Raw genomic sequence first — 15,596 nt, forward strand, 5'->3', positions numbered from 1 at the left:
GTACGGGGCGGCAGGTCTGCAGCGTGGCGCTGGATCACCAACGCTCATTCCATGGCCGCAGGTCCAGTTCGAAGGTCCAGGCGTCGCGCGGCTGACGGTGTAGGTACCAATAGTTTTCGGCGATGTGTTCGGGGTCGAGAATGCCGTCCTCAGCCTTGAGCGCGTAACGCTCCGGGAATTGGGTGCGGATGAAGTCTGTGTCGATCGCCCCGTCGACCACGACATGCGCCACATGAATGTTCATGGGCCCGAGCTCACGCGCCATGCTCTGAGCGAGGGCTCGAATGCCATGCTTGGCGCCGGCAAAGGCAGCGAAATGTGATGCGCCTCGAAGGCCGGCGGTGGCGCCGGTGAAAAGAATCGTGCCGCGTTTGCGACTGGCCATTCGAATAGCCACCTCGCGAGCGTTCAAAAAGCCCGAGAAACAGGCCATTTCCCAGATCTTGAAGTATTTGCGTGCGGTTTCTTCAAGAATGCTGCACGGCACATTGGCCCCGATGTTGAACACGAAGGCTTCGATGGGGCCGATTTCGTTTTCGATCTGTTCGATCAGAGCGACGACATCCTCCTCTTTGCGGGCGTCCGAAGCGAACCCGTGCGCTTCGCCGCCTGCTTGGCGAATGCTATCCACCAGTGGCTGCAGCTTGTCAGCGCTACGCCGAGTGACACACGCCACATAGCCTTCTTTGGCGAAGCGCCTGGCAATCGCTCCTCCTGTTGCATCGCCTGCACCGATGACCAGAACCACCTTCTTGTTGTTCGTATCGACGCTCATGGCATCTCCTTATTCAAGCGGTCGTTTGCCTGAAGGACGTTAAGCCAAGCGGTCGCCTGCGTCACCGGGTGAACCGGCTAATGAGTGTGATGATTCAGCCTTGGGCAGACGCTCACTGAGCAACGGGATTTATGTGCGCGGGATGGGAGAGTGGCAGCGACGCAGCCGTTGTTCTGCTGTGTCGGCAGAATCAACGGACTGAGGGTCTGGACTAAGGCTTTTGCGGTTTCTTGCAGATGATGATCATGCTGCGGCTGGTGTAGCCGGCGGGATTCAGCCCCAACGGAAAATCCCCTGGGTCTTCGGCGGAGTCCCCTGACTTGGCAATGATCCGATACTGCTTCGACTCACAGGAGTCGGTTGCCATTTCGTAGCATTTGTCCCAAGAAGACGAGAGTCCTGAGCAATTGATGTGTAGGCCTCGCTTGCTCATGACTGGCTTGGAGTTGGCCGCGCACCCGGCGACGGTCAGCACTGCCATTATTATTAAAATGTACTTCATTCACTTCCTTACCTGACCGGAGTGATCCGCTCAGTCTCTAGCCTTGAATTCGCTCGCTTGCCTGAAGCCAACAGTCATGCCCGTCCGGGTGGTTCTCCGCAATGGAGGAGGGCTCGGGCGTAAACATGGCGCAACAGCGTTACAAATGCTAGTGACATCGTGTAACGAACGGAAAAAAGCAATCAGTCAGATGGCATCAGTGCGGCGGGTTCCGGTCGTGTGGTCAGCGTTGCGCCTGCCGACGCCACGATAATCGCGCCGATGGCCAACCATTGGGTCAGCGTCAGGCTTTCGTGCAGAAACAGTAAGCCCGAGAGCGCCCCCACCGCAGGCTCCATGCTCATGAGCGTGCCGAACGTGCGAACCGGCATGCGAGTCAGTGCAACCATCTCCAGGGTATAAGGCAGTGCGGTGGAGAGGATGGCCACCCCGATTGCAACAGGAATAAGGGAGGGGTTGAGCAAGGCAGCGCCTGCATGTGCAACGCCGATGGGCGCGATGAATATGGCCGCGATCACCACACCCAGTGCTGCGGTCTGGACGCCGTGATCGGCCCCGGCCTTCTGTCCAAACAGGATATACGCGGCCCAACACACCCCGGCACCCAATGCATACAGGGCGCCGGTCAGGTCAAGGCTGTCTGCTTGTCCCATGGGGATCAACAATGCCAGCCCGCTCACTGCGAGTACGATCCAGATGAAGTCGGTGACCTTACGCGAGTGAAACAGCGCAACGGCCAGTGGCCCGGTAAATTCCAGGGCCACGCCTATGCCTAGCGGAATCGTGCGGATCGCCATATAGAAGAGGAAGTTCATTCCGCCCAGCGCGATGCCATATATAACCACCGTGCGCAGGGAGGTGGCCGTGAAGGTCGTCCGCCAAGGGCGCAGGATCAAGAGCATGAGAATGCTGGCGAAGATAAGGCGCAAGGTCGTGGTGCCTTGAGCGCCTACGGCCGGGAAGAGCGACTTTGCTAAGGAGGCGCCTGTCTGTACTGACGCCATGGCGATTAACAGCATGCCAACGGGAAGGAGGGCCGAAATCAGGCTGCTTTGTTTTACGTTCATTGCTTTATAGGGATCCGCAGGCGGTGAGAGTCAGGAACAACGGCCGCCATGATGCTGAAGAAAGGCTTTCTGAGCAATATATTGCTCAATCTCGTTGTTTTGAGTTGATTTTGAAGAAAGTGAAATTAAGGGTTGACGCCCCTCCGAATCTCTCTATAATTCGCCCCACTTCCGGCGCAGACGAAACGGAAAACTCCTTGAGAATCAACGAGTTGGACGAAGTAAGCAGCGAGGACGGGCTTCGGTTCAGATGCTTGAATCGACAGCGGTGAAAAAGGGAGTTGACAGCAGATTGTAACGCTGTAGAATTCGCCTCCCGCTGACGTGAGACGCCAAGTCGAACGAAGCGCAAGTGGTTGAAGTTGCAAAGGAAACTTTGAAAACTTCTTAAAATAACCGCTTGACAGATACAGAGGACGCTGTAGAATGCGCGCCTCGGTTGAGACGAAAAGCTCTTAACCAACCGCTCTTTAACAACTGAATCAAGCAATTCGTGTGGGTGCTTGCGCTGTAAGACTGAAGTCAACTGATTATCAGCATCGCAAGTTGCTCCACGAGAAATCATGGTTTAACCAACGATTGCTGAGCCAAGTTTATAGGGTTTTCTCAAAACCCGATTGCAGTATTGAACTGAAGAGTTTGATCATGGCTCAGATTGAACGCTGGCGGCAGGCCTAACACATGCAAGTCGAGCGGATGAAGGGAGCTTGCTCCCTGATTCAGCGGCGGACGGGTGAGTAATGCCTAGGAATCTGCCTGGTAGTGGGGGACAACGTCTCGAAAGGGACGCTAATACCGCATACGTCCTACGGGAGAAAGTGGGGGATCTTCGGACCTCACGCTATCAGATGAGCCTAGGTCGGATTAGCTAGTTGGTGAGGTAATGGCTCACCAAGGCGACGATCCGTAACTGGTCTGAGAGGATGATCAGTCACACTGGAACTGAGACACGGTCCAGACTCCTACGGGAGGCAGCAGTGGGGAATATTGGACAATGGGCGAAAGCCTGATCCAGCCATGCCGCGTGTGTGAAGAAGGTCTTCGGATTGTAAAGCACTTTAAGTTGGGAGGAAGGGCATTAACCTAATACGTTAGTGTTTTGACGTTACCGACAGAATAAGCACCGGCTAACTCTGTGCCAGCAGCCGCGGTAATACAGAGGGTGCAAGCGTTAATCGGAATTACTGGGCGTAAAGCGCGCGTAGGTGGTTTGTTAAGTTGGATGTGAAATCCCCGGGCTCAACCTGGGAACTGCATCCAAAACTGGCAAGCTAGAGTAGGGCAGAGGGTGGTGGAATTTCCTGTGTAGCGGTGAAATGCGTAGATATAGGAAGGAACACCAGTGGCGAAGGCGACCACCTGGGCTCATACTGACACTGAGGTGCGAAAGCGTGGGGAGCAAACAGGATTAGATACCCTGGTAGTCCACGCCGTAAACGATGTCAACTAGCCGTTGGGAGTCTTGAACTCTTAGTGGCGCAGCTAACGCATTAAGTTGACCGCCTGGGGAGTACGGCCGCAAGGTTAAAACTCAAATGAATTGACGGGGGCCCGCACAAGCGGTGGAGCATGTGGTTTAATTCGAAGCAACGCGAAGAACCTTACCAGGCCTTGACATCCAATGAACTTTCCAGAGATGGATTGGTGCCTTCGGGAACATTGAGACAGGTGCTGCATGGCTGTCGTCAGCTCGTGTCGTGAGATGTTGGGTTAAGTCCCGTAACGAGCGCAACCCTTGTCCTTAGTTACCAGCACGTTATGGTGGGCACTCTAAGGAGACTGCCGGTGACAAACCGGAGGAAGGTGGGGATGACGTCAAGTCATCATGGCCCTTACGGCCTGGGCTACACACGTGCTACAATGGTCGGTACAGAGGGTTGCCAAGCCGCGAGGTGGAGCTAATCCCACAAAACCGATCGTAGTCCGGATCGCAGTCTGCAACTCGACTGCGTGAAGTCGGAATCGCTAGTAATCGCGAATCAGAATGTCGCGGTGAATACGTTCCCGGGCCTTGTACACACCGCCCGTCACACCATGGGAGTGGGTTGCACCAGAAGTAGCTAGTCTAACCTTCGGGGGGACGGTTACCACGGTGTGATTCATGACTGGGGTGAAGTCGTAACAAGGTAGCCGTAGGGGAACCTGCGGCTGGATCACCTCCTTAATCGAAGACTCAGCTTCTTCGCAAGTTCCCACACGAATTGCTTGATTCATTGAAGAAGACGATTGGGTCTGTAGCTCAGTTGGTTAGAGCGCACCCCTGATAAGGGTGAGGTCGGCAGTTCGAATCTGCCCAGACCCACCAATTACCGGTGCACCCTGTAGCGATACGGGGCCATAGCTCAGCTGGGAGAGCGCCTGCCTTGCACGCAGGAGGTCAGCGGTTCGATCCCGCTTGGCTCCACCATTACCGTAGTAGTTGGGTACAGACAGTTGTCCGCTAAAGCTTAGAAATGAGCATTTCCTTCGATTGAAGGCTGAATGTTGATTTCTGATCTTTGTCAGAATCGTTCTTTAAAAATTTGGGTATGTGATAGAAAGATAGACTGGATGGCACTTTCACTGGTGTTCATTCAGGCTAAGGTAAAGTTTGTGAATGCAAACTTTCGGCGAATGTCGTCTTCACAGTATAACCAGATTGCTTGGGGTTATATGGTCAAGTGAAGAAGCGCATACGGTGGATGCCTTGGCAGTCAGAGGCGATGAAAGACGTGGTAGCCTGCGAAAAGCTTCGGGGAGTCGGCAAACAGACTGTGATCCGGAGATGTCTGAATGGGGGAACCCAGCTGTCATAAGACAGTTATCTTACGCTGAATACATAGGCGTAAGAGGCGAACCAGGGGAACTGAAACATCTAAGTACCCTGAGGAAAAGAAATCAACCGAGATTCCCTTAGTAGTGGCGAGCGAACGGGGACCAGCCCTTAAGTTGATTTGAGATTAGCGGAACGCTCTGGAAAGTGCGGCCATAGTGGGTGATAGCCCTGTACGCGAAAATCTCTTGTCAATGAAATCGAGTAGGACGGGGCACGAGAAACCTTGTCTGAACATGGGGGGACCATCCTCCAAGGCTAAATACTACTGACTGACCGATAGTGAACCAGTACCGTGAGGGAAAGGCGAAAAGAACCGCGGAGAGCGGAGTGAAATAGATCCTGAAACCGTATGCGTACAAGCAGTGGGAGCCCACTTTGTTGGGTGACTGCGTACCTTTTGTATAATGGGTCAGCGACTTATTTTCAGTGGCGAGCTTAACCGAATAGGGGAGGCGTAGCGAAAGCGAGTCTTAATAGGGCGTCTAGTCGCTGGGAATAGACCCGAAACCGGGCGATCTATCCATGGGCAGGTTGAAGGTTAGGTAACACTGACTGGAGGACCGAACCGACTACCGTTGAAAAGTTAGCGGATGACCTGTGGATCGGAGTGAAAGGCTAATCAAGCTCGGAGATAGCTGGTTCTCCTCGAAAGCTATTTAGGTAGCGCCTCATGTATCACTGTAGGGGGTAGAGCACTGTTTCGGCTAGGGGGTCATCCCGACTTACCAAACCGATGCAAACTCCGAATACCTACAAGTGCCGAGCATGGGAGACACACGGCGGGTGCTAACGTCCGTCGTGAAAAGGGAAACAACCCAGACCGTCAGCTAAGGTCCCAAAGTCATGGTTAAGTGGGAAACGATGTGGGAAGGCTTAGACAGCTAGGAGGTTGGCTTAGAAGCAGCCACCCTTTAAAGAAAGCGTAATAGCTCACTAGTCGAGTCGGCCTGCGCGGAAGATGTAACGGGGCTCAAACCATGCACCGAAGCTACGGGTATCATCTTTTGATGATGCGGTAGAGGAGCGTTCTGTAAGCCTGTGAAGGTGAGTTGAGAAGCTTGCTGGAGGTATCAGAAGTGCGAATGCTGACATGAGTAACGACAATGGGTGTGAAAAACACCCACGCCGAAAGACCAAGGTTTCCTGCGCAACGTTAATCGACGCAGGGTTAGTCGGTCCCTAAGGCGAGGCTGAAAAGCGTAGTCGATGGAAAACAGGTTAATATTCCTGTACTTCTGGTTATTGCGATGGAGGGACGGAGAAGGCTAGGCCAGCCTGGCGTTGGTTGTCCAGGTTTAAGGTGGTAGGCTGAGATCTTAGGTAAATCCGGGATCTTAAGGCCGAGAGCTGATGACGAGTGTTCTTTGGAACACGAAGTGGTTGATGCCATGCTTCCAAGAAAAGCTTCTAAGCTTCAGGTAACCAGGAACCGTACCCCAAACCGACACAGGTGGTTGGGTAGAGAATACCAAGGCGCTTGAGAGAACTCGGGTGAAGGAACTAGGCAAAATGGCACCGTAACTTCGGGAGAAGGTGCGCCGGTGAGGGTGAAGGACTTGCTCCGTAAGCTCATGCCGGTCGAAGATACCAGGCCGCTGCGACTGTTTATTAAAAACACAGCACTCTGCAAACACGAAAGTGGACGTATAGGGTGTGACGCCTGCCCGGTGCCGGAAGGTTAATTGATGGGGTTAGCTAACGCGAAGCTCTTGATCGAAGCCCCGGTAAACGGCGGCCGTAACTATAACGGTCCTAAGGTAGCGAAATTCCTTGTCGGGTAAGTTCCGACCTGCACGAATGGCGTAACGATGGCGGCGCTGTCTCCACCCGAGACTCAGTGAAATTGAAATCGCTGTGAAGATGCAGTGTATCCGCGGCTAGACGGAAAGACCCCGTGAACCTTTACTATAGCTTTGCACTGGACTTTGAATTTGCTTGTGTAGGATAGGTGGGAGGCTTTGAAGCGTGGACGCCAGTTCGCGTGGAGCCATCCTTGAAATACCACCCTGGCAACTTTGAGGTTCTAACTCAGGTCCGTTATCCGGATCGAGGACAGTGTATGGTGGGTAGTTTGACTGGGGCGGTCTCCTCCTAAAGAGTAACGGAGGAGTACGAAGGTGCGCTCAGACCGGTCGGAAATCGGTCGTAGAGTATAAAGGCAAAAGCGCGCTTGACTGCGAGACAGACACGTCGAGCAGGTACGAAAGTAGGTCTTAGTGATCCGGTGGTTCTGTATGGAAGGGCCATCGCTCAACGGATAAAAGGTACTCCGGGGATAACAGGCTGATACCGCCCAAGAGTTCATATCGACGGCGGTGTTTGGCACCTCGATGTCGGCTCATCACATCCTGGGGCTGAAGCCGGTCCCAAGGGTATGGCTGTTCGCCATTTAAAGTGGTACGCGAGCTGGGTTTAGAACGTCGTGAGACAGTTCGGTCCCTATCTGCCGTGGACGTTTGAGATTTGAGAGGGGCTGCTCCTAGTACGAGAGGACCGGAGTGGACGAACCTCTGGTGTTCCGGTTGTCACGCCAGTGGCATTGCCGGGTAGCTATGTTCGGAAAAGATAACCGCTGAAAGCATCTAAGCGGGAAACTTGCCTCAAGATGAGATCTCACTGGAACCTTGAGTTCCCTGAAGGGCCGTCGAAGACTACGACGTTGATAGGTTGGGTGTGTAAGCGCTGTGAGGCGTTGAGCTAACCAATACTAATTGCCCGTGAGGCTTGACCATATAACACCCAAGCAATCTGCGACTCGATGAGCACAGATTGCGGTGACTGTGAAGACGACACGCACCGAAAGTTTGCAGCACACAGGCAAGACCTGATCACATACCCGATTTGCTGAAGCGAGGCCATACGGTCACGAGTCAGTACCCGAATTTCTTGACGACCATAGAGCGTTGGAACCACCTGATCCCATCCCGAACTCAGCAGTGAAACGATGCATCGCCGATGGTAGTGTGGGGTTTCCCCATGTGAGAGTAGGTCATCGTCAAGATTAAATTCCAAAACCCCATCTGCGAACGCAGATGGGGTTTTGTTTTTGCCCGCGGAAAAGCTCCCGCGATGCTTTGCAGGGCTTACGCCAGCGTCAGCTTGTCTTCCCTGCATGAAAGCTGTGCCTCCTAAAGATGGCTCATTGCTTGTATGTCGACCCTCAGCCTATTCCAGCGTCTAGAGTTGCCAATCAACCGGAGTGATAAGGCTCTAATCACCAAGGCGCTGCTTAACAAAAGATAACGTCATGTCGATTGTCATACGTTTCTAAAGCTGGATAGGATGGGTTCGCTTCGGTAAGGCCACGTCTGACGCAGGCTAGAGCGCTCGCTGCTCCTGCACTGGCCCCCAGGAGAACCTAATAAAAATAAAGGAAGGGGAAGCTCCATGCGTGAGCCAGTCATTCGGCGCACTCGGTCCGCAGTCATTCAAGGCAATGACGGTTCCCGGACGTTTTACACGAGCAAGCCTCTGCACGTTGCGATGTCGCTGCTCATGTCCATCACCTTGTACGGCACCGCACTGGCGGCTGACAGTACACCTCCCGATGCCCCGGGCAATGCCAGCGACGCGGCTGTCTTCGCACTCGAATCTGCCAAAGCGTCCCACAGCCTGTTGCTGGACGTGACCCATGCTGGCAACCGCATGGTCGTCGTGGGAGATCGTGGGCACATTCTCTATTCCGACGATCAAGGTAAAACCTGGACTCAGGCCAAGGTGCCAACCCGCCAACTGCTGACTGCGGTGTACTTCGTCGATGACCAGTATGGCTGGGCGGTGGGGCACGATGCGCAAATACTGGCCAGCGCCGATGGTGGTGCGAGCTGGAACAAACAGTTCGAGGACCTCAAACGGGAAGCGCCGCTGCTGGATGTCTGGTTCAAGGACCTGTCCACCGGCATCGCCGTGGGTGCGTACGGGGCAATGCTGGAAACCACCGACGGCGGTCAGCATTGGGAAGACATTGGTGATCGCCTGGACAACGAAGATCAGTACCACCTCAACGGCATTGCTTACGTGAAAGATGCCGGCCTGTTCATCGTGGGTGAAATGGGCAGCATGTTCCGTTCGGCCGATGACGGTCAGACGTGGGAGAAGCTGGAAGGCCCTTATCAAGGCTCGCTGTTCGGCGCAATCGGTACAGCGCAGCCCAACACGCTGCTGGCTTACGGGTTGCGCGGCAATCTGTTCCGCTCCACGGATTTCGGCAGCACCTGGGAGGCGGTTCCCTTGCAGGGCGAACGCGGGCCGCTGGAATTCAGCATCGCGAATGCCTCTCTGCTCCCTGACAACTCCATTGTGCTTGTAGGCAACGGCGGCAGTGTCATGCGCAGCACCGATGATGGAGAAAGCTTTACGGTCTCCAATCGTTCGGACCGGCTCTCCCTCGCGGGTGTCGCCGAGGGCGACAAGGGCAATTTGATTCTGGTAGGACAGGGCGGCGTACACGTCACCTCGCCAACGGGCGCAGATGTCACTCAGCAGTAAAGGCTGAGAGCGCTCAACAATAAGAACTGACCAGGCGAGGATGCTTTCGCATGACAAACCTTCAACACCATCACGATAAACCGACGCTCCTGGAGCGGTTGATCTTCAACAACCGTCCGACCGTGATCGGCATTTGCCTGCTCGTCAGCATCGTTCTGTTCTGGCAGGCGACGTTGGTACGCCCCTCCACCAGTTTCGAGAAAATGATCCCGCTGAGCCACCCGTTCATCCAGAACATGATGGAGCACCGCAACGATCTGGCGAATCTGGGCAACACCGTGCGGATTTCGGTCGAAGCCAAACGGGGCGACATCTTCTCCAAGGAATACATGGAGACACTGCGTCAGATCAACGATGAAGTCTTTTACATCTCTGGCGTTGACCGCTCTGGCTTGAAGTCGCTGTGGAGTCCCAGCGTGCGCTGGACAGAGGTGACGGAGGAAGGGTTCGCCGGGGGCGAAGTCATTCCGCAGAGCTACGACGGGTCGCAGGGCAGCCTCGACAAGCTGCGCAATAACGTTCTGAAATCCGGTCAGGTCGGGCGCCTGGTCGCCAACAACTTCAAGTCCAGCATCATCGACGTGCCGTTGCAGGAGTTCTACCCGGACCCCGCTGACCAAGGGAAATTGCTGCCGCTGGATTACCGTCAGTTCTCCCACCAACTGGAAGAGAAGATCCGCGACAAATACGAGGCACAGAACCCTAACGTCGATATCCACATCGTTGGTTTCGCCAAGAAGGTGGGAGACCTGATCGATGGCCTGATCATGGTCGTGATGTTCTTCGGTGTCGCCTTCCTGATCACCCTCGTGCTGCTGATGTGGTTCACCCGCTGTACGCGCAGCACTGTGGCGGTATTGAGCACGACGCTGATCGCGGTGATCTGGCAGTTGGGCTTGATGCACGTGGTGGGTTTTGGTCTTGACCCTTACTCGATGCTCGTTCCGTTTCTGATCTTCGCGATCGGGATATCCCATGGCGTGCAAAAGATCAACGGTATCGCCTTGCAGTCCAGCGATGCAGAGAACGCATTGATGGCTGCACGCCGGACGTTCCGTCAGCTCTTTCTGCCTGGGATGATTGCAATTCTGGCGGACGCGGTCGGTTTCATCACGCTGCTGATCATCGACATTGGTGTGATTCGCGAGCTGGCGATCGGCGCGTCCATCGGTGTTGCGGTGATTGTGTTCACCAACCTGATCCTGCTGCCTGTAGCGATTTCTTACGCGGGTATCAGTAAAAGGGCGGTAGTACGCAGTAAAGAAGATGCGGTCCGCGAGCACCCGTTCTGGCGCCTGCTGTCGAACTTCGCTGCGCCGAAGGTGGCGCGCGTGTCCGTGGCGCTGGCGTTGATCGCGCTGGCCGGAGGCCTCTGGTACGGCCATAACCTGAAAATCGGTGACCTCGACCAAGGTGCGCCGGAGCTGCGGCCGGACTCCCGCTATAACCAGGACAACAACTTCATCATCAGCAACTACTCGACCAGCTCCGACGTGCTGGTGGTCATGGTCAAGACCCCGCCTGAAGGTTGCTCGGCCTATCAGACGTTGTCGGCCATCAACGAGTTGTCCTGGAAGATGGAGAACACGCCCGGTGTGCAGTCGGCGATCTCCCTGGTCACGGTCTCCAAGCAGGTGATCAAGGGCATGAACGAGGGCAACCTGAAATGGGAGTCGCTGTCGCGCAACAAGGATGTGCTCAACAGCTCTATCTCTCGTGCCGATGGCCTTTATAACAACACCTGCTCCTTGGCACCGTTGCTGATCTTCCTCAACGATCACAAGGCCGAAACCCTCGACCGCGCGGTGCATGCCGTTCAGGATTTCGCCAAGGTCAACAACAAGGAAGGCCTGGAATTCTTGCTGGCTGCGGGGAACGCCGGGATCGAGGCGGCGACCAACGAAGTCATCAAACAGGCTGAGTTGACCATTCTGATACTGGTCTACATCTGCGTCGCGGTGATGTGCATGATCACCTTCCGCTCATGGGCGGCCACGCTTTGCATTGTGTTGCCTTTGGTGCTGACGTCGGTACTCGGCAACGCGCTGATGGCGTTCATGGGGATTGGCGTGAAAGTCGCAACGTTGCCTGTGGTGGCCTTGGGCGTGGGCATCGGCGTCGATTACGGCATCTATATCTATAGCCGTCTGGAAAGCTTCCTGCGTGCCGGGCTGCCATTGCAGGAAGCCTATTACGAAACGTTGAAATCGACCGGCAAGGCGGTACTGTTCACCGGTCTGTGCCTGGCCATCGGCGTCTGCACGTGGATCTTTTCGGCGATCAAGTTCCAGGCCGACATGGGCCTGATGCTGACGTTCATGCTGCTGTGGAACATGTTCGGTGCGTTGTGGTTGTTGCCAGCGCTCGCACGGTTCTTGATCAAGCCAGAGAAGATGGCTGGCAAGGTGGGTAATTCGCTGTTCTCTCACTGATCGGCGGATGAAACAAAAAACCGCAGCCTGTTGAAGGGCTGCGGTTTTTGTTTTTTATCTCGGGCATTTGCAGTCGTTTGGCCACACCTGCGGACGCACTCGACGGAGCCCGCCGTAAACTGATGGGGGCGGTGTATCGGGTACGGCGAAGCTGTCTGGTTTTGCTGCCGGTTCCCGGCAGTTCGCGGGACAAGCCACGCTCCTACAGGGAACAGCATTACTCAGTTATAAACAAAGAACCCACGGCCGGTTTTGCGTCCCAGATAACCCGCGGCAACCATCTCTTTTAGCAGTGGAGCAGGGCGGTATTTGCTGTCGTTAAAGCCATCATGGAAGGCTTCGATGATCGCGAGCAACGTGTCCAGGCCGATCAGGTCCGCCAGCGCCAACGGCCCGATGGGCTGGTTGCAACCCAGTCGCATGCCGTCGTCGATGTCTTGCGCCGTCGCCAGCCCTTCCTGCAATACCAGGATCGCTTCGTTGATCATCGGGACGAGAATCCGGTTGACCACGAAGCCAGGACGGTTGCCGGCGGTGATGGCGGTCTTGTTCAGTCGCTCGGCCAGCTTGATCGCGACCACGTGCGTTTCGTCAGCGGTTTGCAGGCCGCGAATCACTTCAATCAGGCCCATCATCGGCACGGGGTTGAAGAAGTGCAGACCGATGAAACGCTCCGGGCTGGAGACGCTGGCCGCCAGTTCGGTGATTGACAGCGATGAGGTATTGGACGCGATCACGCAGTCTGTACCGACGTTGTCGGCAATCTGCTTGAGCAGGCGCAGCTTGAGGTCGAGGTTCTCGGTGGCGGCTTCGATCACCACCTGTGCATCGCTGAGCAGCGCATAGTCAGTGGTGCAACGGATGCGGCCCAAGGCGTCTGCTGCCAGTTCGGCCGTCAGCGTGTGCTTGTTCACCTGGCGCTCCAGGTTTTTGCGCACGGTCGCAAGGCCACGCTCCAGCGCGGCGTCGTTGATGTCCAGCAGCGTGACGTCCAAGCCGGCAATCGCGCACACCTGGGCGATGCCGTTGCCCATGGTGCCAGCGCCGATCACGGCAATGTGATGCATGGTCATGGAAATCTCTCCCTCACACGCGTTCGAAGATGACGGCGATACCCTGACCGCCGCCGATGCACATGGTCACCAACGCATAACGGCCGCCGATACGGTGCAGCTCGTGGATGGCTTTGGTGGCGATGATCGCGCCGGTAGCGCCCACCGGGTGACCAAGGGAGATGCCCGAGCCGTTCGGGTTGACCTTTTCCGGGTCGAAGCCCAGCTCACGGGCCACGGCGCAGGCTTGCGCGGCAAAGGCTTCGTTGGATTCGATCACGTCCAGGTCGGCGACCGTCAGGCCGGCGCGTTCCAGCACCTTGCGGCTCGCCGGGATCGGACCCAAACCCATCATCGAAGGCTCGACGCCGGCATGGGCGTAAGCGACCAGACGCGCCATTGGCTTGAGGCCGTGCTCACGCACGAGGTCGCCGTTGGCCATGACCAGCGCCGCCGCGCCGTCGTTCAGGCCCGAGGCATTACCCGCGGTGACCGTGCCGTCCTTTTTGAACGCGGTTTTCATTTTTTCCAGTTGCTCGGCGGTGACGTCGCCGCGCACGTGTTCGTCCTGTGCGAAGGTCACCGTGCCTTTGCGGGTGACGATTTCAATCGGGACGATCTGGCCTTCGAATCGGCCTTCGGCGATGGCGCGGGCGGCGCGTTGCTGACTGGTCAGCGCCAGCGCATCCTGATCGGCGCGCGTGATGCCGTAGTGCTCTGCGATGTTCTCTGCCGTGATGCCCATGTGAATGTTGGCGAACGGGTCATGCAGCGCCCCGAGCATGTAGTCATACGCCTGCACGTTGCCCATGCGCGCGCCCCAACGAGCCTGGGGCATGATGTACGCGCCACGGCTCATGGATTCCGCGCCACCGGCCAGTACGGCCTGGGCATCGCCGAGCATCAGCGATTGTGCGGCCGAGACAATGGCCTGCAGGCCGGAGCCGCACAGACGGTTGACGTTCATGGCCGGCGTTTCTTTGGTCAGGCCGGCTTCCAGGGCAATGACCCGAGACAGATAGGCATCGCGCACTTCGGTTGGAATCACGTGGCCCATGACCACATGCCCGATGTGCTCGGCGGCCAGGCCAGATTTCGCCAGGGCGGCGCGGCTGACCTGGGTGCCCAGTTCGATAGGCGAGACGTCTTTGAGAGAACCACCGAATCCACCGATGGCGGTGCGCAGTGCGCTGACGACGAAAACTTCGGTATTGCTCATGTCGACTCCTGAAACCTGTTGAATTTATTGTGAGTGGCACCGACAAACGGTATTTCGGCCAGGTGCTGTTTGCGGGCAAGTCTAGATCGGCGTTTGAGGCGGGCCTATGCCAAAACTGTCCAGATCGACTGGCGTTCTTTACCATCAGCGCCGTGGCATGTTTTGAGCGCACAACGAGAAAAGGAAAGGCGGCTCATGCGGGAAAAGGATTCGGTGTCGATCTACTTCGTCCAGTTGGTGGTGCACGCGTTGCGCGACCAGCCGCTGCGCCTGCAATCGGTGCTGGAAGCGGCCGGGATCGACATGGCGCTGCTCAGTGATCCTGAGTCGCGGGTTCCGGCCAGTGCCTTTGCGACGCTGTGGCTGGTTCAGATCAAGGAGCTCGGCGACGAATTCTTCGACCTGGATTCCCATGGCATGCCGCCCGGCAGCTTCGCGCTCATTTGTCGGGGTTTGATTCAGGAGCCCAACCTGGAAAAAGCCCTGCGTCAGTGCCTGGCGAACTTCAGGCTGTTCCTGCGCGACTTTCGCGGCAGCCTGATCGTGCGCGGACAGCGCGCGATCATTGCGGTGGACAATCACGCCACCGATCCGGTCAAACGGCGCTTCGGTGAAGAGACCTTTCTGCTGTTGATGATCAGCTTGTTGTGCTGGTTAGGCGGGCGACGGATCACCATCGACCGTGCGCAGTTTCGTCATAGCCGTGAGCGGCTGAGTGACGACTCCTTGCTGTGGGGGTTCAACCTGAGCTTTGGCGAGCCGCGCACCGAGGTCGAGTTTTCCAGCCACTACTTACGGCTGCCCGTGGTGCAGTCGCTGCCGTCGCTCAAGTCTTTCCTGCGCACCGCGCCGCAATGGCTAGTCATCCGTTTCCGCAATCAGCGTGGGTTGGCAGCGCAGGTGTACCAGCGTCTGCGAAACAGTCATTACGGCCATTGGCCAACGCTTCTGGAAATGGCCGATGAACTGAAACTCAGCCCCACCACGTTCAGGCGTCGGCTTGAACGCGAAGGGTGCGCCTTTCAAGGCATCAAGGATGACGTGCGACGCGGGATCGCTCAGCAGAAACTGCGGGAAACCGACATGAGTGTGGTCGAGATCGCGGCGCTGGTGGGTTTTCAGGAGCCCAGTGCGTTTCACCGGGCGTTCAAGAAGTGGACAGGGGAGAGCCCGGGCGCCTACCGAACGCGCAATGCGGTCTGAAGGACCGCAGTGCATGGTTCTGTCGAAGCTCGATGGTCAATAT

General features: G+C 56.4%; 8 protein-coding genes, 2 tRNA genes and 3 rRNA genes. 8 read left to right on the top strand and 5 right to left on the bottom strand.

Features of this window, described 5'->3' with window-relative positions:
* Positions 1-34: 34 nt before the first annotated feature.
* The 3 genes from ABDX87_RS22295 to rhtA form a co-directional block, all read right to left on the bottom strand.
* The gene (locus ABDX87_RS22295; RefSeq protein WP_346829813.1) at positions 35-775 is read right to left on the bottom strand and encodes an SDR family oxidoreductase; all 741 of its coding nucleotides are present in this window, start codon (positions 773-775) and stop codon (positions 35-37) included.
* A gap of 211 nt (positions 776-986) precedes the next feature.
* Positions 987-1,277: a hypothetical protein gene (locus ABDX87_RS22300; RefSeq protein ID WP_346829814.1), complete on the bottom strand. Its 291-nt coding sequence runs from the start codon at positions 1,275-1,277 to the stop codon at positions 987-989.
* A gap of 182 nt (positions 1,278-1,459) precedes the next feature.
* A complete protein-coding gene (gene rhtA / locus ABDX87_RS22305) occupies positions 1,460-2,344 on the bottom strand; it encodes a threonine/homoserine exporter RhtA (RefSeq protein ID WP_346829815.1) in 885 nt (294 codons plus the stop codon).
* A 627-nt stretch (positions 2,345-2,971) separates the two neighbouring features.
* Between rhtA and ABDX87_RS22310 the strand changes: the two genes are divergently transcribed.
* The 7 genes from ABDX87_RS22310 to ABDX87_RS22340 all read left to right on the top strand — a co-directional run bounded on the left by ABDX87_RS22310 (position 2,972) and on the right by ABDX87_RS22340 (position 12,079).
* Positions 2,972-4,508: ribosomal RNA gene (locus ABDX87_RS22310) — 16S ribosomal RNA — on the top strand.
* 64 nt (positions 4,509-4,572) lie between these two features.
* Positions 4,573-4,649 (top strand) — tRNA-Ile (locus tag ABDX87_RS22315).
* Positions 4,650-4,675: 26 nt separating this feature from the next.
* Positions 4,676-4,751, top strand: a tRNA-Ala gene (locus tag ABDX87_RS22320).
* A gap of 247 nt (positions 4,752-4,998) precedes the next feature.
* A 23S ribosomal RNA gene (locus tag ABDX87_RS22325) occupies positions 4,999-7,891 on the top strand.
* 153 nt (positions 7,892-8,044) lie between these two features.
* A 5S ribosomal RNA gene (gene rrf, locus ABDX87_RS22330) occupies positions 8,045-8,160 on the top strand.
* The 16S, 23S and 5S rRNA genes sit together here with 2 tRNA genes alongside, the layout of an rRNA operon.
* A gap of 386 nt (positions 8,161-8,546) precedes the next feature.
* Positions 8,547-9,647 (top strand): WD40/YVTN/BNR-like repeat-containing protein, encoded by a 1,101-nt coding sequence (locus ABDX87_RS22335; RefSeq protein ID WP_431061172.1) that lies wholly within the window; start codon positions 8,547-8,549, stop codon positions 9,645-9,647.
* Positions 9,648-9,697: 50 nt separating this feature from the next.
* Positions 9,698-12,079 (top strand): efflux RND transporter permease subunit, encoded by a 2,382-nt coding sequence (locus ABDX87_RS22340; RefSeq protein ID WP_346829816.1) that lies wholly within the window; start codon positions 9,698-9,700, stop codon positions 12,077-12,079.
* A 221-nt stretch (positions 12,080-12,300) separates the two neighbouring features.
* Here ABDX87_RS22340 and ABDX87_RS22345 read toward each other — a convergent pair whose 3' ends face one another.
* Together ABDX87_RS22345 and ABDX87_RS22350 are read right to left on the bottom strand one after the other, a co-directional pair.
* A complete protein-coding gene (locus ABDX87_RS22345; protein WP_346829817.1) occupies positions 12,301-13,152 on the bottom strand; it encodes a 3-hydroxybutyryl-CoA dehydrogenase in 852 nt (283 codons plus the stop codon).
* A 13-nt stretch (positions 13,153-13,165) separates the two neighbouring features.
* On the bottom strand, positions 13,166-14,350 hold the full coding sequence (locus tag ABDX87_RS22350; RefSeq protein WP_346829818.1) for an acetyl-CoA C-acyltransferase family protein: 1,185 nt from the start codon (positions 14,348-14,350) through the stop codon (positions 13,166-13,168).
* Between the two features lie 195 nt (positions 14,351-14,545).
* Between ABDX87_RS22350 and ABDX87_RS22355 the strand changes: the two genes are divergently transcribed.
* Entirely contained in the window at positions 14,546-15,553 is a 1,008-nt protein-coding gene (locus ABDX87_RS22355) for an AraC family transcriptional regulator (protein WP_346829819.1), read from the top strand.
* The last annotated feature ends 43 nt before the right edge of the window (positions 15,554-15,596 follow it).

The sequence above is a fragment of the Pseudomonas abietaniphila genome (assembly GCF_039697315.1).
GTDB lineage: Bacteria > Pseudomonadota > Gammaproteobacteria > Pseudomonadales > Pseudomonadaceae > Aquipseudomonas > Aquipseudomonas abietaniphila_B.

What these genes read in the sequence shown, in the direction of transcription:
- ABDX87_RS22295 (WP_346829813.1), bottom strand. Translation starts at nt 775, where the DNA reads ATGAGCGTCGATACGAACAACAAGAAGGTGGTTCTGGTCATCGGTGCA.
- ABDX87_RS22300 (WP_346829814.1), bottom strand. Translation starts at nt 1,277, where the DNA reads ATGAAGTACATTTTAATAATAATGGCAGTGCTGACCGTCGCCGGGTGC.
- rhtA (WP_346829815.1), bottom strand. Translation starts at nt 2,344, where the DNA reads ATGAACGTAAAACAAAGCAGCCTGATTTCGGCCCTCCTTCCCGTTGGC.
- ABDX87_RS22335 (WP_431061172.1), top strand. Translation starts at nt 8,547, where the DNA reads ATGCGTGAGCCAGTCATTCGGCGCACTCGGTCCGCAGTCATTCAAGGC.
- ABDX87_RS22340 (WP_346829816.1), top strand. Translation starts at nt 9,698, where the DNA reads ATGACAAACCTTCAACACCATCACGATAAACCGACGCTCCTGGAGCGG.
- ABDX87_RS22345 (WP_346829817.1), bottom strand. Translation starts at nt 13,152, where the DNA reads ATGACCATGCATCACATTGCCGTGATCGGCGCTGGCACCATGGGCAAC.
- ABDX87_RS22350 (WP_346829818.1), bottom strand. Translation starts at nt 14,350, where the DNA reads ATGAGCAATACCGAAGTTTTCGTCGTCAGCGCACTGCGCACCGCCATC.
- ABDX87_RS22355 (WP_346829819.1), top strand. Translation starts at nt 14,546, where the DNA reads ATGCGGGAAAAGGATTCGGTGTCGATCTACTTCGTCCAGTTGGTGGTG.